The following is a 26075-nucleotide window of genomic DNA, read 5'->3' as shown; positions in this document are numbered from 1 at the left end:
ATACTTTACCAGTAACCCACAGCCGCGTATCCAACCCAATGATGAAGTGTATTAATGTTTGTTACTCCAAGTCCGTCAGGTTCAGGGTTGATCCTTCCAGGTTCCAGGCTGGTCTGATATTTCAGCAAAAACCCCTCCGGGGGTTCACGGCCTACAAGTTCACACAACCTGCGGGCGGTACTCAAACCGAAAGGAATCGAATAAACCCCGCACCACGGGATTTTATAGGGGAACTCAGGGTCATCCCTCTCAACCAGAGATCTGAATCGATTTATCCTTTTATCATCTATTACACCCGTTAAAGATGAATCTATTACCTTCATTTCCTGTTTTAAGGCCTTCTCATACCCTTGGTCATCCGTTCCGAAAGGCGCGAAATTGCGCCCGCCCCATTTTTTATCTCCATAGTGCACGCAATCGGCTGAAATAAGAATCTGCAGGTCTTCTCCCAGAATCCAACCCCTCTCTTCCATCTCTTTTTTCAGAACTGAGGCGAGCCTGCCGGCTGCTTTCCCCTGCGATTCCCCCTTAAATCTGGTAACAAGAATGGGAATAATCCTCGGAAAAGAATAATTTCTCCTCTCCAGGGCTTTATTTCTGTCAGGGAATCCCGGATACTGCAGGAAGGGCAGAAAAGCCTCAAGAGAATGTTCCTCCGCGTGAATATCGCCGTCAACAATAACAATTTCCGGCGGAAGAGCCTCAATAATATCATCCCTGAGACTGGAAACCTTTACTTTTCCATAGGGACCTTTCCAGGTTTTAAAATCATCAAAAATCAATTTCCCCTCTATCCCCATATGTCTGGCACGGTGAGAAACGCCAATCATTAAAATCACAGGGGCTGTAATTTCTCTCATCACGTGAAAATAAACGGGAGCGGCATACAGATAATCGTCATGCGGGCAGACCGCGGCGATCAACTCCCTTTTGGACATTACGGGATGTAAACGTTCATTCTCCAAACATCGAGCGTTTTCAAGGGAATCACATAAATTTATAACAGCCACGGTCTGTGAAGGTGTAACAGCATACCCGACAGTATCCATGGGACACCTCGTCTCTTCTATAGACTTATTTTTTCCAAACGAAGAAACAGACGTCGATATCATCAACATTAAGAGACATGTTGTAATCACCAGATATTTCATATCAATACCCCTCCCCAAGTAAGATTCAATCACTCGGAACCGTTTTATATTTCCTTTTATTCTGTTAATTTATATGATAGTAATGAAGAATAACAGATAGAACGACAATTTTAAACAGGCAAATACCATGTCATCAGGGAAAAAAGAAGAAATCGCCTACTTTATGAACCGCCTCTACGCGCGCGGACTTACAACGGCGCTAGGAGGAAATATCAGTCTGAGAAACGGCGCAAACTCGATCCTTGTTACTCCATCGGGGCTCGACAAGGGAAGGGTCACAGCCGCGAGTATTTGTGAAGTTTCAAATGACGGCAGAAATCTTTCCGGTGACCTTACACCCAGTATGGAAACCTCCCTTCATCTTAAAATCTATAAACGACGCGATGATATCAAAGCCGTTATACACGCTCATCCCCCTTGGGCAACCATCCTGTCAGCATCCAACATAGAGATAAAAACCAATCTCACAGGTGAATCACGATTTATACTGGGACAAATAGCCAATGTGCCTTATGCTCTTATGGGGTCCGAAAAATTAGCCGGGGAGGTCTTCGAAGCCGCGGCAAACAGGGATGTAATAATGATAAAGAATCACGGACCTGTCTGTCTTGGGCAGACCCTTCAAGACGCCTTTAGTAAAATCGAAGCGCTTGAAGCGGCGGCTCGAACGACCTTGTTCACGGAACTGCTTGGAGGCGCCAGCAGACTCACCCGCGAACAGATAAGCGAAATAGACAGACTTCGAGAACAGAAAAGATCATAACCTTCAGTAAATTTAGTTACCTGACAGCCAAGAGACGCCCTGCTGTCAAATCGGCTGCGCCCCCTAAGTTCTAAGCTCAATAGAAAACTACGCCGATTCAGGGGTGATATAGCTTTATTGATACTAACCCGGCAAATTTCTAAGAGAAGTCATAACTCTCACCGCTTCTTCGAAATCACTCCTCGTTACAATGCCGGTAAATCTTCCGTAATCATCGATTACCGGAAAAGAATCGTACTTTCCCTCTTGTATAAAACGGAGAAGTTTCCCGGCGTTATCAAAAGCCCGGATCGCGTAATCTGAAATATTCCTGTTTACTAAATCCGCCGTCTTCATTTCAGGCCACCTGCCGCTGTCAACCTTCTTAACATCATCGAGTCTTATTATTCCCTCTAGAACTCCATCTTCCACGACGGGAAAAGAGAGAAAGGGGTACTTCTTGAAATAATCCTCGACAAGCGTCTTCAGATCAACTGACAATCCAACGGTCACAACATCATTTCTTACTATATCTGAAACCTGAAACCTATTCATGACCTCCCGGTAAATAACGGCTTTGTAGCTTCTTTCGGCGGCTTGTCTTAGAAAAGCGCCGATTATCATCAGCCAGATACCGTCTATAAGATTACCCTTAACCAGAAAACTGATAATGCCCATGCCGATCAGGAAAAAGGCGAAACCCTTTCCAATCCGGCTGGCTGTTTTTGTTGCTCTGAGGAGATTGCCAGTCTTACGCCAGATAACCGCCCTCAGTATTCTTCCGCCGTCAAGTGGAAATCCCGGAATCATATTGAAAACAAGAATCGCTCCGTTTATAAACGCGAGAGAACTGAACAACACAAAAAGGGTGTCGAAAGATCTGAAAATTACGCCCAGCAAGTAATAAACACCTATCAGCACAAGGGTCATCGCGGGTCCCGCTGAGGCCATCTTAAGTTCCACGGAAGGACTTTCAACCTCACGGCGCATCTGAGCTACTCCTCCGAACATAAATAATGTGATTTTTCCGATAGGAAGACCATTTCGGACAGCAACAACAGAATGACTGAACTCATGAAGAAGTATCGACAGGAATAAAAGAACAGCCGTCAGAAAAGACATGATCCATAACTGAGTGGAGGAGAAAGTGCCACCATAAGACTCGGGATAAACACCGGTGGCAAAGCTCCATGTTACAAGTATGAAGACAAGAAGCCAGCTTATATGAATTTCCACCGGAATGCCCCATAGCTCAAAGATGCGTAGGCTTCTTTTGAACATTCACTCCCTTTCTGAGAAACCGTAGGAAGGGTCAGCGCTCACCCGCTGTGACATACCTGGAAAAATGATTATTCTCATCCAATTTTATAAAGAGTGATTGAGCTTCACCCGTGGTCCAGGAAAATGCCATGATATCAACAATGTCACCTTCATCTACAAGGTGAGCCGCGGCACCGTTGATGCAAATTTCTCCGGAACCCCTTTCCCCGATTATTATATAAGTCTGGAGTCTGTTGCCGTTGGTTTTGTCAACGATCAATACATTCTCGTTTTCGCTCAGATTGGCTTTATCAACAAGATCTTCGTCGATCGTAATGCTTCCCACATAACGAAGATCGGCTTGAGTGACCTTCGCTTTCAGAATCATAGATTTTAAAAACATACGTTTCATGACATACTCACATCTCCACAGTTTCGATCGCGTACAGATATAAATATATCAAATTATCTATAAAATCAAAGGGAAAGTAAGGATTAATAATGCCCGACAGACAATTGATTATTAAGCCAAATGAGAAAGTTTATCTCCGGCATCTTTAAAAGCGCCGGATAGATCTATCATATTTTCTGCCCTGGAAATTCTGTAAGATAACGTAAGAACCTGTTCTTCTTATCAACGAGAATATTACTGAAATCAATCTCGTTTTCCTTCGACCATGTAAACGCCATTACGCCTATTTCATCCCCCGGGTTAAGTTTTTCCGCGACCGCTCCGCAGGCTTTAATATCACCTTTATCTTTGGGAGCATTCACGGCGAACGTTTCGAGACGAACTCCATTTGTGGCGTCAACGATGAGGATTTTTTCATATTCGGAAATATCGGCTAGCTCCATGAGTTTTTCGTCTATACACAGACAGTCATTCATATCAGGTTCCGCCGAGGTGATATTTGCCTTGTGTATCTTGGATTTAATGACAAGTTTTTCTTCGGTATCAGGAATAATAAACCTGGATTTCCCCGAGGGTGTAAGAGGAATGTCATCAACTTCAAGAAAGGTAATGTTTAAATTATCTCCGCAGTATGACTTGATTTTTCTTTCAAGCATCTCTTTAAATTCAACTTTCCATCCGGGACCCGGAACAACTCTGTAATTAATGCTGTTTAGACCTTTCTGCTCAATTTGAAATCTCTTTATCCCCGGCACTGTTCTCGAAAGTCTCGTCCAGAAAGCACCCCCGACAGATTTGCCTTCAGCAGTTCTGATAGTATTTAAGTTGCGTCCTTCAATCCTTTCAAGGAGAGGCAGACCTATTCCGCAGTCACAAATTCTTCCTGCCGGCACCGCGTAATCTCCGGTTCTATATCTTATAAAGGGCATGTAAAAGTTAGACAGGTCGGTAATGACCAGCTCCCCCTTTTCTCCCGCTTCAGCCGGTTTTCCGCTATTGTTAATTACTTCGACGAAGAAGAGATCACTCGCGACATGCAGCCCCTTATGCTGTTTACATTCGCTGGCAACATTGGAAAACTGACTGGTTCCGTATCTGTTGAAAACAGGGGCGGAAAAAACCTCTTCGATTATCTCCCTCTGCTCCGGGTACAGCATTTCTCCGCTTGTAACAACGGCTTTCGGTTTAAAAAGCTTCAAAGTTCTCCGCTTGCAGAAATCAGCCAGAAGGGCGAGAGCTGAAGGGTAGGCTACAATAACAGAGGGTTTAAAAAAGCGTTCAACACGTATATATTCTTTCATCGCTTCGTCTGACATATCAAACGATGACAAGAATTTAATATTATTGAAGTAATCTTTTACCTTCGCCGCGGCGCTTTCCTTCCATGTTCTATCCAGCTGATCTCCCATAAGCCGCAGCTGTCTGTCGCCAATATCAATACCGGCATAGCGGAACTGCCTGATTGTGTTGGCACGACGTACGGGGCCGGCCGCAAGATCACAGTAGAAATACAGAGGGTCACCGTTAGACCCGCCGGTACTCGAAGCATACCCCTTCATCAGCGGATCTCCCGTAATAAGATTACGGCTGCTCTTTGTGATAACATTTCTTGTCAGATACGGTATATTCGTAAAATCAGCGGGGCTTTCTATCTCATCGGGCTCTATTCCCCTGTTGCTGAAGAGATCCCTGTAATAGGGAACATGGATAGAAGCGTAACTCAACAGCTTCTTCAGCTTCCTCCATTGTATCTCTTCTATCTGGTCTTTCGAGAGCCATTGATTATCCTCCAGATCGCTGAGAATTGAAAGGACCCTGTCTTTTCTATACCCTCTATAGAAAGGGTAAACAAAATGTCTCACTAACGAAGGTAAAAGAGGAGGTAACATATTTTAACTTCCCTGCCCGGCTGTTTAATAACGTTCGAAAGAACCTACAGGATATATTCTAATTAATATTACACCTTTCTCCAACCGGATTTTTCACATTTATTGGAACTTAGTCTGTAAATTCTCACTTTTTATGCCGGTGCCGGAAGCTTGAATTTGATTTCCTCTCATCAAAGAAGCTAAACAGAAGTTTTAAGGGCGGGTAAACTTTTCACCGCGTGAGGTCCTACCCGGTGTAAGGTTGAAAATAAAAAACAATACTTGTCTTTTCCTTGAATCTGTGGCACCCTGTACAACAACTTACTTTGAGAAGGACAGTAAAAAGTTCTTATCCATGCAAGAGTGCGAGCAAAAGGGAGGGAAAAAGATGATTCATAAAAGTGCGTTGCTGATGATCGCCATTATTATTATTCTGCCTGCATCAGCTTTGGCCGCGGACAGCATTATGGAACAAATCGAATTCAACGCCAATGCCGGACTATCAATGCCTATCGGCGATACGGGCGATTCTTACAATACGGGAATATGCTTCGGCCTGGACGGTTTTATCCCACATACAGACAATATACTCCTGGGAGGAAGGATCGCCTACAACAGGTGGGGAGTCGATGAAGGCGGATGGACGGGAACTGATATTGACGGTTCAGCTTCGATAATGGAATTTATTCCCCAGGTGAAATATCTCTTTTCACAAAGTGATTCGACAGGCAGCACAAATAAATATTTCGGACAGGCGGGGATCGGCTTTTACCGCAGTGCTTTTGATGTAGATGTTGGAAATGATAACTATGATGATTCGGAAATAAATCTTGGGATGAGCTTAGGCGGCGGAATAATAATCCATCAGTCTGAATCAAGAAGATGGGAGATCAAACCCGCCCTTAATATAATATTTAATGATGGCACAAGTAAATATTTCACTATTTCCGGCGGTTTCTCATTTTAGTAATAAGCTTCAGCTAAAAAGTGTCAGCGGTATAGAAGCACAGACGAAACCACCTGCTGATAGGAATTGTAAAGTAATTTCAGAGGAGTTCTGATTCTGTCTATTGCACTTTTCGGGCGGCAGGATCAGAACACTTCCTTTTGAATTATTGTCTTAGAAAAAACTCTGCAGCTATGGCAAAAGAAAGAATCCGGCAGACATTCCTGATATTCATAGTTCTAATTATGCTGCCTGCAGCTTCCGCCAGCGCGCCGACTCCCCGCGCGACAGACACAGATTCTCTTTCGGGGTCCGCCTGGCGTAAATTCCAGAACGAATCATCCTACGACGTGAAGATCTTCCGGTTTATTAATACGGGGCTCGCCAACAGGGCATTTGATACTGTCATGCCGATTATTACAGATTTTGACAGATCTAAGATTATTATTCTACTTTCATGGTCAGCTCTTGTAATATTCGGAGGGGCGAAAGGGAAATGGGCCGCTCTCGCGCTCATACCCCTTCTGGTAGCTTCTGATCAAATATCCAGCGGAATTATGAAACCCCTCTTTCAAAGATCGCGTCCCTGCGAAGTGCTGGGCGGCGCGCGTTTCTGGAGCGGGAACTCAGGATGGATTACCACATCTTTTGAAGCAGTCAGAGGATATAAATCATCCTTCTCCTTTCCGTCCGGACACGCGGCTAATATAACAACTTCCATGCTGTTTCTCGGTCTCGTCTACAGAAAACTTCTCGCCCCTCTCCTTCTGATCGCGGCAACAGTTTCCTTCTCGAGAATTTATGTTGGAGTACACTGGCCTCTTGACGTAGCGGCTGGAATTACTCTGGGGATTATTCTTTCAGTGCCTTCGTACATTATTTTCAGCAGACTTACGAAAAAGAAAGAAGACTCCAGAGAGGTGAATCCCGGGCAATAAAATCCGCGAAGACCCTGTTATCAAAGGCAGAATTTAAAATATATATAATTTCCAGCTGTTTTCTGCTGGAAAAAACCGGCTTCTGCGTTATTTGGAGTTCCCTCTGAAAATTCGGCAAGTATTGTAATAACATTGCGAGATACAATCAGTTATCAGGATTGGTAAGTGGAATAGGGCTTTCATTGCTGATGAGTGCGGCTGATTGATATTTTCAAAACCCTCGCCGAGTGGCGAGCGGGCAAGGATTTCTGGCCCGAAGGGGCAGAAAGAGCGAGCCCGAGGCGCAGAGCGTGCGATTACCTCGCCGGGGAAATCGACCACGATTTTGAAAATATCAATCAGCCGCATACTGTTACAAATCATCGACTACCTTATAGGTTATAAAAATTGGGGAAACTCCAAAAGCCATGTTACCCGCCGCGGCCCGATTATTCACCGTTCCAGCAGTTCAGACACAATTTTTCCCTCGGCATACCTGTCGATTCTACCATATCATCGGTCGTCTGATATCTCAGAGTCGTCACTTTCAGATCCTTTCGTATCCATTCTATCATTCCAGCGTACTTATCTGTTGTGTGATCTACGTATTCTGAGACATCCCCGATATCAGTTCCTTCAATAGCTCTTATAGCCCTGCGGGCCGCGAGCTCGCCGATACTCCGAGTTGAAAAATTGAATTTACATGGAAACATCAGAGGAGGACAGGCAACTCTGACGTGAATCTCCTCGGCGCCAGCGGACCACAGCTTCCTGATAGTATAATTTTTCAGCTGAGTTCCTCTCACGATCGAATCTTCACAAATAATAATTCTGTTTCCTCTAATTATAGACTCATTAGGAATCAATTTCATTCTGGCGATATGATCCCGCATATCCTGTGAACTGGGAATATAACTCCGCCCGTATCCGGGAGTATATTTTACCAGAGGCCTTCTGTAGGGCTTATTCGATTCAATAGCGTATCCGACCGCGTGGCCAGTCCCCGAATCAGGAACACCCGCGACGACATCCACCTCGATATCACTATCCCTCTTTGCCAAAAATCTGCCGCATTTTTCTCTGACTGTCTCGACATTAATACCTTCATATCTACTAGTCGGAAACCCGGTATATACCCACAAGAAGGCGCAAATCTGGTTTTTGTCGGAACCCTTCTTTTTCTGCGTAAGCCCTTTTTCATTTATCAAAACGATTTCACCGGGTCTTAAGAACTTTTCACCTTCAAAATTAAGGTTGGGAAAGGACGATGTTTCAGAAGCCACCGCCCATGAATCGCCGTTTCTCCCAACGGCCAGAGAGGAATGCCCGTGCCTGTCTCTGGCGGCATAGATTCCGTCTCTATGCAGCAGGAGAAGTGAACAGGACCCGCTTATTTGATCGAACATCTTTTCGATACCGCTTACGATGCTGTCACCCTGCGTTATCAATTTAGCGGTAAGCTCAGCGAGATTCACATAACCCTTCCCTACTTCACTGAAACTGATTCCACGGTCCAGAAGCGCCGAGGCAAGCTCTTGAGAATTATTGATAATTCCATCCATGATGAGGCAGAAAGGACCAAACCTGGAATTAATATATACAGGTTGCTCATCAACAGCGCTCACGACCCCTATTCCCATATTTCCCCGCATTTCCATAATATCCTTATCGAATTTCGATTTGAACTGGCTGGCGCTTATATCGTGTATTTGCCGGTGAAAAGTTTCCCCTAAAACCGCCGCTCCTCCGAATTCATTACCGAGATGAGAGTGATAATCCGTTCCATAAAGCAAATGCTCAGAACAACGATCTCTGGAAACTACACCGAAAAGCCCACTCATTTTTTTTACCTCCGAGGCGAATCAAATTATATATCACCACTGCGAAAAAAAGCATTGTAGCCTCTCAGTGTTAATTCCGCAAGAATTTTTAGGATTTCCGGTCGGCAAACCTATTTCCTGAAAGTAAATCCGGGCTTCAGGCGGCTTTTGAAGAATCAGTTTTATAGCCTTTTACGCCTTCCTCAGCCCCATTATCAGGTCGAACGATATCGGGCATCGGCGAAGACTCTATAAAAAATTCATGTTACTGAATATATATTTCACTTTTTTATAAAATGAATTGAAATACCCCGCCCGGTTCATGTTAATATCCTACCAGCTGGAAGATAACCCTCTATACCCTTTATTATCGAATAAAGCAGAATAGACGGAGTGAATTACTGATTAAGCCAATCACAGTTGAGGCAAAAAGGAGGAATCTGATGGATAAAGAACTTTATGAATCAGCGGTAATAGCCGTAAAAGATTGCCTGAAAGTAAAAAAAGATGAATCATTCCTTGTGGTAACAGACTCTGAACTTAAAACAATAGGCCAAGCTCTATTTGAAGCTGGACGCTCACTCGGAGCGGAATCTGTCTTAATGGAGATAATGCCTTTGAGTAGAAACGGCGAGGAACCTCCTGAAGCAGTCTCGCGCGCGATGGCCGCCAGTGAAGCTGTTATAATCCCGACATCAAAATCACTTACTCACACGGCGGCAAGAAGAGAGGCTTGCTCGGCCGGAGCCAGAGTAGCTACAATGCCCGGAATTACCAAGGATACAATGGTTCGCTGCCTTAAAGCCGATTACTACGCTATAGCTGACAGAACAAAAAAAATAACTAAGATGCTGACAGATGCAAAATCCGCGCGTGTAACAACAGAGTCGGGTACAGATATAATAATACCTATCGATGGGATAGAGGGTATAGCCTCGACCGGGCTCATACATGAAAAGGGCGGATTCGGAAATCTTCCCTCGGGCGAAGCCTATCTCATGCCGGTTGAAAACAGTTCCAACGGAGTATTTATAGTCGACGGATCTATGGCCGGAATCGGCGATCTTACAGGGAAGACTCCTATAACAATTACTGTAAAAGACGGCTTTGCCGTGGAAATTACAGGCGGACCGGAGGCGGATCTTCTCAAAGAAAAACTGGAAGCTGTCGGGCCAATGGCATTCAACACAGCCGAACTGGGTATTGGAACCAACGATGCCGCGAAAATAACGGGCAAGATACTCGAGGACGAAAAAGTCATGGGAACAATACACATTGCTCTCGGAAATAATATGTCTATGGGAGGAACTGTGGATGTTCCGATCCACCTCGACGGAATTGTAATGAATCCCACCGTAGAGTTGGACGGCAAAATGATAATGGAAACGGGAAAACTGCTTATAGACTGAAAATACAACATACCCGCGCTGACTCAATACAGATTAATACTGGCGTCATAGTCTGCCGTATAATCCAGACTGAATTACTGCCTGTTTCAGGAATTACTCTATCTCAGAACTTCAATTACGGTATTGGGAATATAAACGTAAAAGTATAAAGTGTGTTGCACTCTGAAGAACAAATTATCTCTGTAGATAATTTACAGACACTCTGATACTTCCCCTTAAAAAGATTTCTTACTGTACGCAAGGCGCTTTCCAAAGACCCTTTCAGATGTATCGGAAAGCAGCCGCCGCCGAAGGTAACTATTGTAAACACTGAAGAACTAATAACCACTGTAAAACATAATTTGGCATAATGAGAGTCTGATATTACTTCAAAATACAGGCAAAACCTCCGGGCGATAGAATTTATATATATGCGTGACAAGGAGTTACAGAATCTAACTTCATACATAACATATGTGGCACGCGGATTGCAATGGACAAGGCCAAAGGGTACAACCGGACTTTAAGAGACAAAAGGAGGTCTCAAAATGAGAAAGGTTTTTTTAGTTCTTTTAGTTCTCTCTTTGAGCGGCATGTTTATTTCGTGCTCAGAGGATGAGGACACCGTCGCTCCGACACCGGAGCCGGAAGAATTGGCAATCACAACTGATGCCACACTTGAAACAGGATACACCTGTTCCCCGTATAACGTGCAGATGGAAGCCGAGGGTGGAACGGCACCGTATACCTGGTCGCTTGATGCCGCTTCAAACCTGCCCAGCGGAATGGAACTTTCTTCAGACGGTACTATTACTGGTGTGATGGAATCGGCGGGAAGCTATAATTTCGACGTAGTTTGTACAGACGATGAAGGGGCTACAGATCAAGTTGATTTCTCACTTGAGGTTGACGTACCTGATAACCCTTCAATAGCTATCTTCTTTGATGAAGAAACTTCTGTATGCAGCGGCGACGTTACATATCCATCCGTACTTGACTGTTACGCGTATGTTATGCTGGATGGAACCGAGTACAACAGGACAAATGGCGCCTCATTCAAGATCAATTTCGTGGATTCCGAAGGTTCACCAGTTGATGAATCTACAGATTTTGTATACACATATACGAACTTCCCGGATTATGTGCTTCCCTTAGGAAGCATCTCAAGCGGAATCGCGCTCACATTTACTAGAGATGTGTATTCCGACGGCGAAACATTGGTTTGTTCTTTCGGTCTAATGCTTCTTGAAGACCTTAACGAACTTGCTTTTGAAATCGCTCCCAACCCTAATGAACCGGGTGATGCTGCTAATCCAATTATACTCGATAAGGATATGAATGAAATCCAGGCAACAGGACGTAAAGCCGCTATTAATTATCAGTAGACGATAGAGGATTTCAAATAAACGGTTAAGCAAACTACCCCCGGGAAATGTGAAGAGACTTCACTTTCCCGGGGTTTTTCTAGAAGAGGCCTTTAAGTTTCTCAACAGCTTTTTTCTTTAAATCATCGACGACTTTCTTCTTCGCTTTATCTCTGACTTTTGTCTGATCCAGCTTAACTATCGGTGATTTAACAGTGCCGCCGATATCAAAAACAAATATAAGATTCCCCTTGTCATCTTTGAAAAGATCCACAAGATCGCCGTATTTGCTCAAATCTTTCATTCTCTTCTGCGCGCCGGGCGGAATAACCAGCTTGGCTGTACAGCTTAGAGTGCCGTCCAGGCCTATCGAACCCCCGGCCAGAATATCGCCGTCTCCCGATCTGAGTTTCCAGTCCTTTATAATCACCCTTCCGCCCGTAATAAGCAGATCCCCCTTCCAGGTTTCATAGTGGTATTTCTCATATTTTGAGAAATCCAAAGGCACCGCGGCGGTTACCGGAGAAAAAAAACCTGAGAAATCCACATACCCGTCACTTGAATAAATTGAACAGCGGGCGTGGAGAGATTCTAACGGATCGGCATGGCGTGAATAATTCATCCTTCCCGTACTATTTATATCAAATTTTCCTCTTACCAGGCTGCTCGAGCTTGAAAACCGGGAAAGAATCCGTCCTATTTCAATACCATCGGCTTTTAGATTCATGGCGGTTCTTATCTGATCAGGATTCCTTAAGGTTATCATTCCCGACGATTCAAAGCTGCCGCCCGCGACCCTTCCCTTAAGCGGCTCGAGACTTATATTGCCATTTCTGATTTTACAGGCCATATCCAATGAAGTTATAACGGCGCGTGATGAAACTACCGAGTCAACGCGAGCTGAAAAATCTAAACTTTTCAGAAAAACTAATGTTACAGGATTCCTGATAATCATGGCTCGAGGCATATTCTCACTATCTGATCCTTCCATTCCTTGAGAATCCGGCCCTGAATCATCGCCCAAGAATTCCTCCAAGTCAATATATGAACCTGTGATTTCTATTGAATTTTCAGAATCTGAACGCATCCCGCTGAATATTGAGTTAACCCCGGCAGGGGAAAGATCCGGAGCGCTTTCACCGCTGAATATAGAAACAACTTCAAGCGCGGCGGGAATAATATTTATAAATGAACCCTCAAGAGAAAAAGGTCTCCCGTTCAGTTTGAAATTGCATTTAAGTTCCCTTACGCTTCCTCTGTTAATACCGGCGTCTATATTTATATCTGAAATATCGGCGGGAAGAACGGCAGGGCCAATCGATGCGGCATTGATATCCAGTTTCCCCTCCAGCTTGAAATCTTTGAATATCTGATCTTTTTTACCTTCACCGGATGTTTTGGAAATATCCTTCAACCCCCTTATTAAAGGCTTTAGCTTACCATCTCCGTTTAAATCCAATGCGACTGTACCTTCCGGAGCTATAGATGATTCCCTTAAAAAGGGTTTTAGATCAGACAAATCTATCCTGATACTCTGCGTAAAATTCAGGTCCTCAGGTTTTCTGTCTTTATCAAAAGTGATCTCGAATCTGACATCAGATGAAGATTTTCCTGATTTAATCACCAGATCATCCGTTGCAACAACGTTACCAGACAGGTTTATAGAACCCTCCCCTTCAAATTCAGCGGGTACCTTTTGCCCGGAAAACATCAGCTTCCCGGTTTTAAATACGCCGTTTATGGTCGCACGGGGGAAAAGTTCTTCATCAGTTTTTCTAATGGGAAAATCTGTCTCTATCACACCTTTATAATTCAGGCCGGCCGCTGAGCTTATCTCTGAAGTCTCATCCGATCTTAACAGAATTGAATCAATGCCGAGAGCGATGCCGATTTTGTACAATTTATCTTCCGGAACAAGAGACATCACAGAAGAGATCCCCTTTACAGTAAGCATCTTGACCCGATCCTTACTGATCGTTATATCCCCTCTGTTAATCCGGACCTTGGTAAGCTTCGGTTTTCTTCTGATTAATGACATAAGAGAAGCCTTTACTTCCGCGCTTTCAGAGTAGAAGCCTATTTCTTCACCACTTTCAAGTTCCTTTGAAACTCTCAGCCGCTCTACCTCAACACCAAACCCGAATGGAAATTCAATTTTCACATCCCCGACTTCAACCCCGGCGCCCAGATTCTTCTCGATCCTGGGCACAATCATAGAAATCAGTTTATCATCAGTAAAAACGACCCTGAGAGCAACGCTTGCCGCTATTACAACTATCGCGATAACTACTAAGGTTACAAGTAATTTGCGGTTTATTCTTTTCATCTCTACCCCCCAAAAAGACATTGAAGATATTCGCATAATAAGACGAATTAACAGGTCTGCTTCGACTTTCGCTTTATCTCACCGCCTGATAACTCCCCAACACTATCGAGAGAATAACCGATTATGAACTTACCGTCAATTAATCTGCCCGGCTGGAGTTTCCCCAATTTTTATAACCTATAAGGTAGTCGATGATTTATAATAGTATGCGGCTGAATGATATTTTCAAAATCGTTGTCGATTTCCCCGGCGAGGTAATCGCAACTCCCACCTCGGGCTCGCTCTTTCTGCCCCTTCGGGCCAGAAATCCTTGCCCGCTCGCCACTCGGCGAGGGTTTTGAAAATATCAATCAGCCGCACTCATCAGCAATGAAAGCCCTATTCCACTTACCAATCCTGATAACTAATTGTATCTCGCAATGTTATTACAATACTTGCCGAATTTTCAGAGGGAACTCCAAATCTGCCCGGTGACCTTGATTCTTTTAAAGATGATTTAATCAGCTCAATTTGTTACAATTTAATAACAGGCAAGGAAGTAATGATTATTACAAGATTAAAGACGGGGGGTAGTATTGAAAAAGGATAAAAAAATTAGAATTCTTTATCTATGTACGGGTAACGCCTGCAGAAGTCAGATGGCGGAAGGATGGACTAATCACCTCAAAGGGGATATAATAGAAGCTGGCTCCGCGGGGGTTACACCTATTGGAGTGAGCAGAAGGGCGATCGAAGTAATGGCCGAAGAAGGCGTTGATATATCAGGGCACAGGTCCAAGTCGATGGATGAATTTATAGGCGCGGATTTTGACTACGTTATAACACTTTGCGCCAATGCCGAAAGAAACTGCCCTGCCGGCATGTGTAACGCCGTAAAGATCCACAGGCCTTTCGACGACCCCTACGGGCTCTCCGGCGACAGAGAATATGTAATGTCGGAGTTTAGAAGGGCCCGTGATGAAATCAGAGCTTTTGTTGAAAGTATGCCCGAAGTTCTGATATCCAGCCGGGATTTAGGAGAGAAGCCGGAAAAAAATTAACGCAGAGTTCCTCTTCGTTTAATGCCCACCGCCCCGCAGCATAGCTAACGAATGCTTTAAAATGTCCGGGATCAGTTCAGCGCAGAAACTCGCTCCTTTTACAGATCCCGGAAGATTAATAATAATCGTGTTATCTTTGATCCCGGCAACCCCTCTTGAAAGAACGGCATTTAAGGTTTCTTCAAGGGATTTTATTCTTAAATATTCCGCTATGCCGGGGATTAGTCTGTCACAGAAGGCGCTCGTAACATCGGGCGTAACATCACGCGGGCCGATACCTGTCCCGCCTGTAGTTATAATTACATCTTTGTCAAGATTAGCACTCAAGGCTTTTCTGATCTCTACTTTTTCATCCGGTACTATTTGTCTGTCTACTTCAGCCCCTGATATACTATTCACAAGGACGCTTTCTACGGCTGGGCCGGATCTGTCACTGTAGATACCCTCTGAAGCCCTGTCAGATATCGTAAGAACCAATACTTTCATCCGTAATAACACCCCCCTTGATCACCCTGGCGAATAATCCTCTCTTTACAAGAAGAGGCTCAGTTCTTAATCCCTTAATGGTGTGCCCTTTCCCGGGTTTTCCTATCTGTGTGACCTCAAATTCTACTTCGTCAATATTAAATCTCGCTCCAACGGGAAAGGATAGAAGGTCAATCCCCTCAGTAGTAATATTCTCGGCAAAATCACCGGGGTTCAATCCTGAAAATTCCTCTTTCTTTCTGTCAATGTCCTCCATAGCTAAAAATGACACCTGTTTTCGCGAACTCCCCGCGTGAGCATCACCGACAATACCATATTCACTTTTAAGAACGATTCTTCCAACCGGCCTTTTCCCCGTTCCCCTGCCGGGGGAAATATTAACGGACACAACCTTGAATCTTCCTTCACTCATCCGGCTCTTCCTTCCTTTTACTTATGAGTTTAATTTCGCCGATAACCATATCCTTACTTACAGCCTTACACATATCATAAATCGTCAGCGCGGCGGCAGTGACAGCCGTAAGCGCCTCCATCTCCACCCCCGTTTTCGCGGTTGTTACCGCGGTAGCTTTGATTACGACCCTGTCATTTCCGACCTCAAAATCAACATCCACATTTTCAAGAGGCAGAGGATGACAAAGCGGGATAAGATCGCCGGTTTTCTTGGCGGCCGTAATTCCCGCGATTCGCGCGGCTGAGAGAGGATCCCCCTTCTTCAAAGACCCCGCCTTTAATAAGTCCAGAACCTTACTGCCGGCAACTATAACTCCTGAAGCAGCAGCGGTTCTCTTCTGGACCGGTTTGCCGGAGATATCAACCATTCTCGCTTTCCCCTCTGAATCAATGTGAGTAAAATCCATTCTCGTTTCCTCTCTTAATAACTTGGTGCCCTGAAAAAACCGCCGTTTACAGAAGGAAGACAAATTCAGAAACTTTTCAAAGCCGGCAAATATCATCCTCCTATCTGCGACATCATTCTGTTATCACATACGGTGCCTCTCTGAGGTTTTTCTCTTACAGCCCTTTTCAGGCTTTTCTCTATATCGTTCCAATCAACTCTGATTTCAGAATTTGACAAAAGACAGGGTTTTAATAACCCGTCCGCTGTAAGTCTTATTTTATTGCATAAACTGCAGGGCTGCGGCCTGTCAAAGACAAAGGGAAAGCTGATTTTTCCCTCTCTGTTATAAAGTGAAAATTGTTTTATCGTCTGAAGCTTTAATCCCTTTCTCTGGCAGAAAGAACGCATTGCCTTAATATCATCGTGCGAAGTATCCTCGAATATCACCATATTTATCTTAACAGGATCCAGCCCGGCGCTTCTCGCGGCTTCTATTCCGGAAAGAACGTCTTCTATATTGCCTCTTCTTGTTATTTTCTTGAATTCATCGCCGTCGAGAGTGTCTAAGGATATATTAATTCTGGACAATCCAGCTCTTTTTAAATCCAAAGCCTTTTCCTCTGAAAGCAGAGAACCATTGCTTGTCATTACGAGTTCATCGATCCCTTCACAATGAGCAAGCATGGCTACAAGCTTTTCAACATCTTTTCGTACAAGCGGTTCTCCGCCCGTGAGTCTTATTTTCACTATACCTAGACGGGCCGCGCACCCGGCAATCCTTGTTATCTTCTCAAAAGACAGTATCTCCTCGTGCCTCTTCAGCTTAACACCTTCCTCGGGCATACAGTACACACACCTGTAATTGCATTTATCCGTCACTGAGATCCTAAGGTAGTCGATCTTTCTTCCGAAATTGTCCCTGAGCATTCTGAATCTCCATTAATTTATCAATGTAACCTCTATTGTTTCGCCGGCCTCTATTTTCCCGGTACCCGCGGGAACGGCTATAAAACCATCAGCCGCCGTATAGGCGTGAATATGAGCTGATCCGTGATATTCAACAATTTCAACCTTACCACTTCCAGTCAGCTTTACGGGAATATGTGAAATACGGCCTGTTTTCCGGCGCTCAATCTTATCTTTTAACCGGGCGCTCACGCGCCGAGGTTCCCACTTAGCCCCCTCTAGAGCAAAACAGAAAGGTTTAACGAACAATTCAAATATAACAAATGTCGAAACCGGGTTCCCGGGAAGACCGAAAACGAAATCATCCTTGCTTTTTCCAAAAACAGTCGGTTTGCCTGGCTTGACCGCCACCTTTTCAAAGAGCAGTTTAAAACCCCTGTCTTTTAGAACACCCGGGACAAAATCGAATTCGCCCATCGACACACCCCCTGAAAGCAGAAAGAGATCAACGCTGCCTCGATAACGGTCTATAGTATCGCCGATAGCTTCCGGTGTGTCCTCTGTGATACCAAAATAGCGCGGTTCAAATCCGGCGTTTCTCGACTGAGCGGCAAGTTGATAACTGTTGCTGTTTCTAATCTTCGCCCGTCCCGGTTCACTGGACGGTTCGACGAGTTCACTTCCTGTCGCTATAATCCCTAAAACCGGGGTTTTCGAAACAGGAACCTCAACGCAGCCCACCGCCGCAAGAACCGCAATCTCGGAAGCTCCAATCACAGTCCCCTTTTTGAGCACAATATCACCTTTCGCGACATCTTCCGCCCTGTAGCAGATATTCTTCCCTCCACCTTTGATCTTTACTACAACTCTTCCTCCGGCAACCTCTGTATGCTCAACCATAACAACCCGGTCGGCGCCTTCAGGCACAACCGCTCCAGTCATTATTTCTGAACACTCCCCCTCTCCGATATCCTTCTCCGGAGCTTTCCCCGCGGGAATCGTTTCAATAACCTCAAGGGGGCTGTAAATATCCGCGGACCTGCACGCGTACCCGTCCATAGCGGATTTGTTAAACGGTGGCATATCAACATCCGATCTGATATCCTCGAATAGAACCCTGCCCGAAGCTTCATTCAGCGAAACAGTTTCTTTTCCAAGAAGTTTCGCGCTATTCATCATTAACTGAAAAGCCTTTTCAAAGGATATCATTTCCATATTATTTCCTTTCATTAATCATCCCGTTCACAGAACAAGGCTTCGGAAGCTTTTATAATATCAATCAAGACAGTTTCGGAAACAGCAAGATCTTTCTTTAGGCGTCTCGCGGTTTCAAAATCAACTTTTTCACCTCTTATAATATCCGCGCTTTCCCGAGCGGCGGCGGCGGAGGGTTTGGGATTTTCTCCGGGAAGATAGATAACACAATCGGGAGTCATTTCTTTAAGAATAGTATTGCTCTCAATTACAAGAAATGAGGCGTTTCTGTTTTCCCGCCTTATTCTCTCAAAGGAAATTCCAATGTGATAATAGACATTATCAACGCCATTCTTTTCCGTTCCGTGACCTATTTTTATAAACACAGCTCCGGGCAGAATGGACGCGATCTTGCGCGCGAGGGTTGTTTTGCCCACATTGGAACTGGCTCCTGAAATTACTACAGTCCTCATCGTGTTATTTCTCCATACTCTTTTCCCAAGCCGAGAAACCTTGGTTTTCCCCTCTTCTTATTTCTTATCATTTAAAAAGTCCCAGCTGACACTCTGTAATCTTAACCCCCGTTCTATTACAGCTCTTTCCTATTTCGCGGGGGCTGACCTTGTGTTTTTCAGCCAGATCAAGCGCCGCTGCGCATTTTATCTTCTTCTTTCCTTCAATATCAAAAGAAGCTTCAATAACAGCTCTGTCTATCTCTTCACTGCCCATTTTTTCCTCCTTTTCTGATAAGCCCTTTTATATTACGCCTGAATGAATCCTCGAGATATAATGAAATATCCTTTCTGTATTCTTCCCAGGCTTCAATCAATCTTAATCCAAATTCCGTAAGATGAGTTGAACCGCCTTCACTGCCCCCCCTGTTCTTGACCACTACTTCGCGGCCGAACCCTTCCTCTACTTTCCTTATATCCTCCCATGCTTTTCTGTAACCCCTGCCCAGTGATTCCGCGGCCTTCATAATTGATCCAGTGTCTCTGACTTCTTTCAGGAGCTTGAACCTCCCGTCGCCAATCAGTCCTTTTCCATCCTTACTCTGAAGAAAAAGCCTCATTCCGGGTTTCACATTCAATTCATTCATACTCACACTCTCAACCCGCAAGTCAAATCCTGATAAACTTCACCGCGCTCGCTTTGACGCTGACAAAAAGCTCTCTTCCCCTCTCGACTCGCATTCTTTCCGCCGACCCTCTGGTTACGAGGGCCGCCAGTTCGACTCCCACATCAATTATCACTTCAATCCCCAGCCTGACGGGAAAAAGATCAACTACCCTGCCTCGAAAAGTGTTCATGGCGCTTGTTGAACCCGGTCTCGAAGAGAGTGTTAAATCCTCGCTTCTGATTACAATATTCCCTTTTCCGGGCTCCCTATCTGTCAGAACATTGAAAGTTATTCCGTCAGATATAAATTCCGAGACTTGCTCATCCTTCGAAGTTGCTCCGGTAAGTCTTCCGCGGAAAAAATTTCTGATACCCACAAAATCAGCGACAAAGCCTGAAGCGGGATTTGTAAAGACATTATCCGGACTGCCGGTCTGAACAATGGTACCTTCTTCCATAATACCCACCGTGTCAGCCAGCGATAACGCTTCTTCATAATCGTGAGTTACGTGAACTACCGTCATCCCCCTCCTCTTGAGGTTCCTGAGAAGAGATCTTATTTCGGACCTGGCCCCTCTGTCCAGAGATGAAAGGGGTTCATCGAGAAGAAGACAACGGGGGGTTCTGGCGAGAGCTCTTGCAAGCGCGACTCTCTGCGTCTCTCCGCCTGAGAGTGTCGCCGGATTCCTCGGCATCAATGATGAAAACCCCAACTCCTCAGCCAGATCATTTACCGTACTTTTTATCTCTCTGCTGTTTTTCCCCAGGCATTTCAATCCGTATGACACATTCTCCTCCACGGTAAGATTAGGAAACAGCGCGCCATCCTGAAAAACTATTCCGACATCTCTTTTCTGTATCTTCAGAGATGTTATATCCAATCCTTCGAGTTTAATCCTTCCGGTGTCAGGGAGGTATATCCCCGCGATTATCTCAAGAAGTACCGACTTTCCCACACCGCTGGCGCCGAGAAGAACAAAATATTCGCCCGGAGCCGCTTCAAAAGAAACATCTCTTAAATTAAATTCACCGATACTTTTCGACAGATCACTAACTCTTAACATAATTCTTCCCGCCGCCAATACTCCTAAGCAGAATGAAGGAAATAAAACAGACTATCAGAAATACGGCAGATACAGGACGTGCGTATTTCAGGCCGAAGGCCCCGAATCTCTCATATATAAGAACAGGGGTGATCATAGGATGATAAGCTATAATTATAACAGCGCCGAATTCACTCATCCCCCTCGCCCACATTAATACCAGTCCCGATACAACAGAACGCCACGCTATAGGCAGAGAGATCGTCAGAAAAACTCTAAAGGGGCCAGCGCCAAGATTCATAGCCGCCTTTTCATAGACCTCGGGTACCGCAGCGAACCCGTCCCTCGCGGAATTAATAAGGAAAGGTACGCTCACAAAAGCCATTCCGGCCATAATGCCGGCCGGAGTACCGATGAATTTTATCCCGATTCTCTCGGCGGCTCCGCCGAAGAGACTGCCGCCTGAAAGAACACCGAGCAGAGCGATACCCGCCGCCGAGTGAGGAATAACTATAGGCAGATCTACAATCGAGTTGACAAGTCCTTTAAGCGGAAAATCCTTGCGGGCTAGAATATAGGCCAGAGGAACCGAACCCGCGGCAAATATAAGTGTGGCGCCCATCGAAGCTGACAGGGTAAGCCAGATGCTCCCGGTCACTTCACCGTCACGGGCGGCACTGATGAATTCCTCGGTGGAAGTATTTACAAAAATACCCGCGAGTGGAGCTATTATAAACAGCAGAACAACGCCGCCTAGAATCGAAAAAAGCAGATGGACGGGTTCGATCTTACTCATCATTCTTCTCCCACAATCTTTTCCGCGGGGAGAACGAATGCCTTAAGTTCGTCCGGGATATTTTCGTAATTCTCAGCCGGCGACGGAACTACGGACGGCTGGCCGTTTCGGCTCATAATCTTCTGTCCCTTTGAATCTTCGAGCAGATACTCTACAAACTCGAGGGCGAGACCGGGTGACGGAGCATTATCCGGTATAGTCACACCGTAAACCATGGGAGCGCCCCTTCGTTCTATAAATTCTCCAGGCTTTTTCCCGGAAATCTTAACGGAAGAGGACGCGTAATAATCTTTAAGTTCAGATTCCTTTAAATTTATCTCATCAGGCAGGGTGATAAACCGCAAATCGTGCTGTCTGGCTACCGACCGGTATATGAACATGTAATCAATAGTACCCGATTCTAGAAGTCCCAGAAGATCAGTCTCTTTAGGTCTCATAAACTCAGTATCTTTTTCCAGAAGTTTCTCGCTGAGTCCTTTTTCGCCGTAGAACTTCTCGGCCAGTTTCAGAGTGAGGACTGTTCTGTAACCGCACGGATCAGCATTAGGATCTGATCGCCCGAAAGTAACATCATCCTTTAGCAGTATGTCATACCAGTTACTCCGATTTATAGTATCCGCCTCTCTTGAATCATCCCTGAAAGCTACTGCCATTTCATTAGACGCGAATTTAATGTTCCAGCTCGCGAAATCGGGTATAAGAAGAGCGTCGATAACCGCGTAATCCGCCGACGCTATAACATCGCATCTTCTGCCGAGTTCTGAAATCTTGCGCGCGCAGGTTCTGCTTCCGGCCGCCTCCATATTTACTTCTACCTGAGGATTTTCTTCTTCAAACCTCTCGGCAATCTCCGCGAAAGGAACAGACAGACTGCCCGCGTGAAATATAATAAGCCTCTTCCGGGCGGATCCTTCATCGCCGCAGGAGCAGGAAACGAATTGAACAGCCATAATTAACGAAATGACAGTTAACCCTATTTTCCTCATCCTCTTCAAACCCCTTTCATAATTTGGTAACGAAAACCCGTTGACAGTTTTTTTAAAATAGCATCAGGAAAAACCGAATGCAACCGTTATGTTTTTATGTGCATATCGAGCGTAAAAAAACTATTTAAAGCATCTTTATCTAAAATTAAGACTTAATCAATCCCCCCGGGTTTAACTCTTTGAAGCAGCTAAACGCACTGTTTAGAATTCTTTCAGTTCACCCTTTTTATATGCGTCGTAGGCTTCTTTTACTGTCATACCTGAAGCGCCGATATAGACCCGCATGTCAGCTTCAGCGAGAACAGCCGCGGCGTTTCCTCCGGGCCCGTTGCCTGTAATCAGTAGATCAACCTTATTTTCAAAAAGCCTCTGCGCGGTTTTGGGGCCCGCTCCGTGAGCTTCATTTACAATTGAAGTATTGTCAATTGCGCTCTTTTCATCCTTTTCTTCATCGTACATAACAAAATATTCAGACCTCCCGAAGCGCGCGTCAATCTGTGAATCCCACTCGGTCCCCTTAGCAGTTAATGCTATCTTCATTCTTCTAAATCCCCCTTTACCTTTATAGTGTTCAAAGAAATCCTTTTCCGCGAATTTCATCTGAGGCTAATTCGCGGATTCCTTTAACAGCATGCTATCCTTTAACGCTGAAAAAAGCAAAATTTTTTTATAAAATCTCTTTCTTATTTTCTTAAAATAAATCTCTACAGATTCTTTCTCAACTCCTCCAGAAGACTGGCGGTCATTTCAGACGCTTTTCCCTGAAAGAAGATATCTGTAATACTGTCCGTGTAACTCGACTTATTAGTGTTTATCTCAATAATTCCGGCGCCATTTTCCTTGGCTATATAGGGAATCGCGCACGCGGGCATAACCTCGCCCGTAGTTCCGATAAGTATAAAAAGATCAGATATGTCGGCTTCCCTGAAAGAATTGGTCCTGGCGGGTTCCGGTATCTGCTCGCCGAAGAAGATAAAATCAGGCTTCAGCACACCTCCGCAACTTAGACATTCAGGCGGGAGTTCATTCAAACTGACCTGATCTACTGAATATTTTTCGCCGCAGGCTACGCAGACAAGCTTTCTTGAATTTCCGTGGAATTCAAAGATATTCCTGCTGCCGCCGACCTGATGAAGGTTATCTATATTCTGAGTTATTATCGCGCCGAGAAGGCCTATTTTCTCCATTTCAGCGAGGCCGTAGTGGGCTCTGTTCGGAGCGGCTTCACCGAAGAAATCATAGAATATTTCCTTTATCAGTGTCCATGATTCGAAGGGGTTCATGCGGAAATGATTGATATCGAGAAGAACCGGATTATACTTATTCCACAACCCACCTTCGCCCCTGAAGGGAGGAATTCCGCTTTCAACAGAAATCCCCGCTCCGGTAAAAGCGGTAACCCTCCCGGCATTCATTATCATCTCAGCCGCTTTTTTCATCATCTTAAACATGAAGACTTCCGTGATCGATCAGTGCCCGCATCCGTGAGTGCCGTCCCCATGGCCTTCGCCATGCTCGCAGCTGCTTTCACCAACTACGAGAGTGTCACTTAAATAGTCATTAATAACGGCGTCTACTTCTCCTCTTACACCGACTATCCAATCAATATCCGCCTGCCTGAACAGGTCCTTCGCCCTGCCGCCCATTCCTCCGGCAATAATCAGAGTACATCCCTTTTCCTTAAGGAATGCCGGTATAGCGCCCGGTGCGTGGCCCGGACTGTCTAGTACTTCCTTAGCTTCGACTTTTGAATCTTCCACATCAAAGATCGTGTATTTTTCGCATCTTCCGAAATGAGGAGCCACCTGACTTCCGTCCGTTGAAATTGCTATTCTCATTGATCTACCTTCCTCTATTGAAAACCCTTTGGTTAGAAAATAAACTGGCGTCATCGCTTTAAAATATCACCTTAGAGAATATAACAAAATGAATGGAATTTAAAGACAAAAAACACACCTAAAATACTCTTTGCAGATTATCTTGCTGCCCGGCGCCCGGCAACAGGATAAAACAGAACAAAGACGAGAACGTTTTCTTAAAACGCCACAGAGCTTCGGGCCCTGTGGCGTTTTTCTCCAATCATCCCGCGGGAAATTGCCGCGCCCCTTTGAACTTTCAAAGAAAATAATTTATGCTTTATATCTGAAATAATAAATTGTATATTTAGAGTCTCAATAGGTTTTTTTGATATCCAGCCTTTAGGAGGCCTTCAGATGGCGGAAGAATCTCTATCAAAGATAAAGAAAGCGCACGAACTCTTGGCCAAATTTCCCTTTGAAACAATAAGATTGGAAAGGGGATATTCAAACAGAACTCTCAGAATTGATATCGGTGAAAAGGACATTTCTATCAACCCCGTATCGGAACGCATGAAAGAACTCTGGACAGGGGGCAAGGGTTTTGACCTCTGGCTTATGTTTCAGGAAATAAACGCTGAGACAAAATGGGACAGCCCGGAAAACAGTATATGTTTTTCTCCGGGTCCTCTCGGAGGAACAGCATCATTTCCCGGCTCCGGCAAGACCCTGGTTACCGCCGTTTCTCCTTCCACTCATTCGATTATGGATTGTAACGTGGGGGGTTATTTCGGGCCTTATCTTAAATTCGCCGGATTTGACGCCTTAACCCTGACCGGCAAATCAGAAGAAGAAATAATTATCGTCATAAACGCCGTAAAAGGTGAAATTACTATTGAGAAAGCCCCCCTTGAGAGTATTGATTCACATCTTCTGGCAGAGGAGCTCACCGAGATGTACGCTGACGATGAACTGGACAAAAGAAATATTGCCTGCGTAACTTCAGGAAGAGCGGCCGAGCACGGCAACATGGGAGTGCTCAACTTCTCCTTCTGGGACTGGAGGAGAGCTACTGCCAGACTCAAACAGGCCGGGCGAGGCGGTATAGGAACTGTATTCCGCGACAAAAGGATAAAAGCCCTTGTCCTAAAAGGGAAACCTGATATTCCCGGCTGGAGTATTCAAAAAAGCAGGGCCGCCGAGGCCGCCGCATCCAAAAACAGTCCTCCACAGACAGACAGAAGCGAACTTGAGGAAATAGATCGGATAATCAAAAGCTGGGGCTGCCGCGGTGAATACGCGATAGAAATATTACGGGAACTGCAGAACCGCTTCCACTATATCTCCAGAACCGCTATCGACAAACTTTGCGAAATGACCGGAAAACCCAAATCTCATCTTTACCACATAGCCAGCTTCTACAAAGAATTCAGTCTCGAACCCAAAGGAGAGAAAGTAATCCAGGTATGCATGGGGACGACTTGTCATGTAAAAGGGGCGGAGGGAATACTTGAAAGTTTCGAGTCTGTTCTCGGAATAAAAGCAGGCGAGACGACAGAGGACAAAAAATACAGTCTCGAGGGAACATCCTGCCTCGGAGCATGCAGTGTGGCGCCTGTAGTACAAATAAACGGGAAAATGTATGGAAACGTAAAAGCTCAGGATGTAAAAAAA

26 protein-coding genes and 1 pseudogene are annotated in these 26075 nt (G+C 45.0%); 7 read left to right on the top strand and 20 right to left on the bottom strand.

Annotated features, from left to right (window positions below; all coding sequences use genetic code 11):
• Positions 1-5: 5 nt before the first annotated feature.
• Positions 6-1151, bottom strand: coding sequence for an AmmeMemoRadiSam system protein B (amrB, locus tag U5O15_09260; GenBank protein ID MDZ7860829.1), 1146 nt, complete (start codon positions 1149-1151; stop codon positions 6-8).
• 127 nt (positions 1152-1278) lie between these two features.
• Here amrB and U5O15_09255 point away from each other — a divergent pair, with 127 nt between their 5' ends.
• Positions 1279-1914, top strand: coding sequence for a class II aldolase/adducin family protein (locus U5O15_09255; GenBank protein ID MDZ7860828.1), 636 nt, complete (start codon positions 1279-1281; stop codon positions 1912-1914).
• A gap of 123 nt (positions 1915-2037) precedes the next feature.
• Here U5O15_09255 and U5O15_09250 read toward each other — a convergent pair whose 3' ends face one another.
• The 3 genes from U5O15_09250 to U5O15_09240 all read right to left on the bottom strand — a co-directional run bounded on the left by U5O15_09250 (position 2038) and on the right by U5O15_09240 (position 5427).
• On the bottom strand, positions 2038-3174 hold the full coding sequence (locus tag U5O15_09250) for a site-2 protease family protein (GenBank protein MDZ7860827.1): 1137 nt from the start codon (positions 3172-3174) through the stop codon (positions 2038-2040).
• Between the two features lie 31 nt (positions 3175-3205).
• Positions 3206-3565, bottom strand: a complete 360-nt coding sequence (gene panD, locus U5O15_09245) for an aspartate 1-decarboxylase (protein ID MDZ7860826.1) — start codon at positions 3563-3565, stop codon at positions 3206-3208.
• Positions 3566-3732: 167 nt separating this feature from the next.
• Positions 3733-5427 carry an aspartate 1-decarboxylase gene (locus U5O15_09240; GenBank protein ID MDZ7860825.1) on the bottom strand — a complete coding sequence of 565 codons (1695 nt, stop codon included), beginning with the start codon at positions 5425-5427 and terminating at the stop codon, positions 3733-3735.
• Between the two features lie 394 nt (positions 5428-5821).
• On the opposite strand from U5O15_09240, the gene U5O15_09235 reads away from it, so the two are divergent.
• Both U5O15_09235 and U5O15_09230 read left to right on the top strand, forming a co-directional pair.
• A complete protein-coding gene (locus U5O15_09235) occupies positions 5822-6400 on the top strand; it encodes a hypothetical protein (protein MDZ7860824.1) in 579 nt (192 codons plus the stop codon).
• Between the two features lie 173 nt (positions 6401-6573).
• The gene (locus U5O15_09230; GenBank protein MDZ7860823.1) at positions 6574-7317 is read left to right on the top strand and encodes a phosphatase PAP2 family protein; all 744 of its coding nucleotides are present in this window, start codon (positions 6574-6576) and stop codon (positions 7315-7317) included.
• Between the two features lie 428 nt (positions 7318-7745).
• Here the strand turns inward: U5O15_09230 and U5O15_09225 are convergent, their stop codons facing one another.
• On the bottom strand, positions 7746-9137 hold the full coding sequence (locus U5O15_09225) for an amidophosphoribosyltransferase (protein ID MDZ7860822.1): 1392 nt from the start codon (positions 9135-9137) through the stop codon (positions 7746-7748).
• Positions 9138-9559: 422 nt separating this feature from the next.
• Between U5O15_09225 and U5O15_09220 the strand changes: the two genes are divergently transcribed.
• Positions 9560-10525, top strand: a complete 966-nt coding sequence (locus U5O15_09220; protein MDZ7860821.1) for an aminopeptidase — start codon at positions 9560-9562, stop codon at positions 10523-10525.
• A gap of 527 nt (positions 10526-11052) precedes the next feature.
• Positions 11053-11889 carry a putative Ig domain-containing protein gene (locus U5O15_09215; protein ID MDZ7860820.1) on the top strand — a complete coding sequence of 279 codons (837 nt, stop codon included), beginning with the start codon at positions 11053-11055 and terminating at the stop codon, positions 11887-11889.
• Positions 11890-11968: 79 nt separating this feature from the next.
• Here the strand turns inward: U5O15_09215 and U5O15_09210 are convergent, their stop codons facing one another.
• Positions 11969-14194 (bottom strand): AsmA-like C-terminal region-containing protein, encoded by a 2226-nt coding sequence (locus tag U5O15_09210; protein ID MDZ7860819.1) that lies wholly within the window; start codon positions 14192-14194, stop codon positions 11969-11971.
• 575 nt (positions 14195-14769) lie between these two features.
• On the opposite strand from U5O15_09210, the gene U5O15_09205 reads away from it, so the two are divergent.
• Positions 14770-15234, top strand: coding sequence for an arsenate reductase ArsC (locus U5O15_09205; GenBank protein MDZ7860818.1), 465 nt, complete (start codon positions 14770-14772; stop codon positions 15232-15234).
• Positions 15235-15252: 18 nt separating this feature from the next.
• On the opposite strand, the gene U5O15_09200 is transcribed toward U5O15_09205, so the two are convergent.
• The 14 genes from U5O15_09200 to U5O15_09135 all read right to left on the bottom strand — a co-directional run bounded on the left by U5O15_09200 (position 15253) and on the right by U5O15_09135 (position 24443).
• Positions 15253-15720, bottom strand: a complete 468-nt coding sequence (locus U5O15_09200; GenBank protein MDZ7860817.1) for a MogA/MoaB family molybdenum cofactor biosynthesis protein — start codon at positions 15718-15720, stop codon at positions 15253-15255.
• The gene (locus U5O15_09195) at positions 15692-16132 is read right to left on the bottom strand and encodes an MOSC domain-containing protein (protein ID MDZ7860816.1); all 441 of its coding nucleotides are present in this window, start codon (positions 16130-16132) and stop codon (positions 15692-15694) included. Before U5O15_09195 ends, U5O15_09200 begins: the two co-directional genes overlap by 29 nt.
• Positions 16125-16580, bottom strand: a complete 456-nt coding sequence (gene moaC / locus U5O15_09190; protein MDZ7860815.1) for a cyclic pyranopterin monophosphate synthase MoaC — start codon at positions 16578-16580, stop codon at positions 16125-16127. Before moaC ends, U5O15_09195 begins: the two co-directional genes overlap by 8 nt.
• Positions 16581-16672: 92 nt before the next feature.
• Positions 16673-17488, bottom strand: coding sequence for a radical SAM protein (locus U5O15_09185; GenBank protein MDZ7860814.1), 816 nt, complete (start codon positions 17486-17488; stop codon positions 16673-16675).
• A 12-nt stretch (positions 17489-17500) separates the two neighbouring features.
• Positions 17501-18697 carry a gephyrin-like molybdotransferase Glp gene (gene glp, locus U5O15_09180; GenBank protein ID MDZ7860813.1) on the bottom strand — a complete coding sequence of 399 codons (1197 nt, stop codon included), beginning with the start codon at positions 18695-18697 and terminating at the stop codon, positions 17501-17503.
• Positions 18697-19134, bottom strand: coding sequence for a hypothetical protein (locus tag U5O15_09175; GenBank protein ID MDZ7860812.1), 438 nt, complete (start codon positions 19132-19134; stop codon positions 18697-18699). The genes glp and U5O15_09175 overlap by 1 nt, the downstream gene beginning before the upstream one ends.
• A 67-nt stretch (positions 19135-19201) precedes the next feature.
• Positions 19202-19390, bottom strand: a complete 189-nt coding sequence (locus U5O15_09170) for a hypothetical protein (GenBank protein MDZ7860811.1) — start codon at positions 19388-19390, stop codon at positions 19202-19204.
• Positions 19380-19760, bottom strand: coding sequence for a LysR family transcriptional regulator (locus U5O15_09165; protein ID MDZ7860810.1), 381 nt, complete (start codon positions 19758-19760; stop codon positions 19380-19382). Before U5O15_09165 ends, U5O15_09170 begins: the two co-directional genes overlap by 11 nt.
• A 22-nt stretch (positions 19761-19782) precedes the next feature.
• Positions 19783-20844 (bottom strand): ABC transporter ATP-binding protein, encoded by a 1062-nt coding sequence (locus tag U5O15_09160; protein ID MDZ7860809.1) that lies wholly within the window; start codon positions 20842-20844, stop codon positions 19783-19785.
• Positions 20831-21619, bottom strand: coding sequence for an ABC transporter permease (locus tag U5O15_09155; protein MDZ7860808.1), 789 nt, complete (start codon positions 21617-21619; stop codon positions 20831-20833). Before U5O15_09155 ends, U5O15_09160 begins: the two co-directional genes overlap by 14 nt.
• The gene (gene wtpA / locus U5O15_09150; GenBank protein MDZ7860807.1) at positions 21619-22605 is read right to left on the bottom strand and encodes a tungstate ABC transporter substrate-binding protein WtpA; all 987 of its coding nucleotides are present in this window, start codon (positions 22603-22605) and stop codon (positions 21619-21621) included. Before wtpA ends, U5O15_09155 begins: the two co-directional genes overlap by 1 nt.
• A gap of 201 nt (positions 22606-22806) precedes the next feature.
• A complete protein-coding gene (locus U5O15_09145; GenBank protein ID MDZ7860806.1) occupies positions 22807-23145 on the bottom strand; it encodes a NifB/NifX family molybdenum-iron cluster-binding protein in 339 nt (112 codons plus the stop codon).
• Between the two features lie 164 nt (positions 23146-23309).
• On the bottom strand, positions 23310-24056 hold the full coding sequence (locus U5O15_09140) for an NAD-dependent deacylase (GenBank protein ID MDZ7860805.1): 747 nt from the start codon (positions 24054-24056) through the stop codon (positions 23310-23312).
• A gap of 18 nt (positions 24057-24074) precedes the next feature.
• A complete protein-coding gene (locus U5O15_09135; protein ID MDZ7860804.1) occupies positions 24075-24443 on the bottom strand; it encodes a NifB/NifX family molybdenum-iron cluster-binding protein in 369 nt (122 codons plus the stop codon).
• Positions 24444-24818: 375 nt separating this feature from the next.
• Here U5O15_09135 and U5O15_09130 point away from each other — a divergent pair.
• Positions 24819-26075, top strand: a pseudogene (locus tag U5O15_09130) (aldehyde ferredoxin oxidoreductase N-terminal domain-containing protein).

The sequence above is a fragment of the Candidatus Krumholzibacteriota bacterium genome (assembly GCA_034520215.1).
In the GTDB taxonomy this organism is placed as follows: Bacteria; Krumholzibacteriota; Krumholzibacteriia; order Krumholzibacteriales; family WJIX01; genus JAGHBT01.
This window is presented reverse-complemented; position numbering and strand designations above follow the sequence as displayed.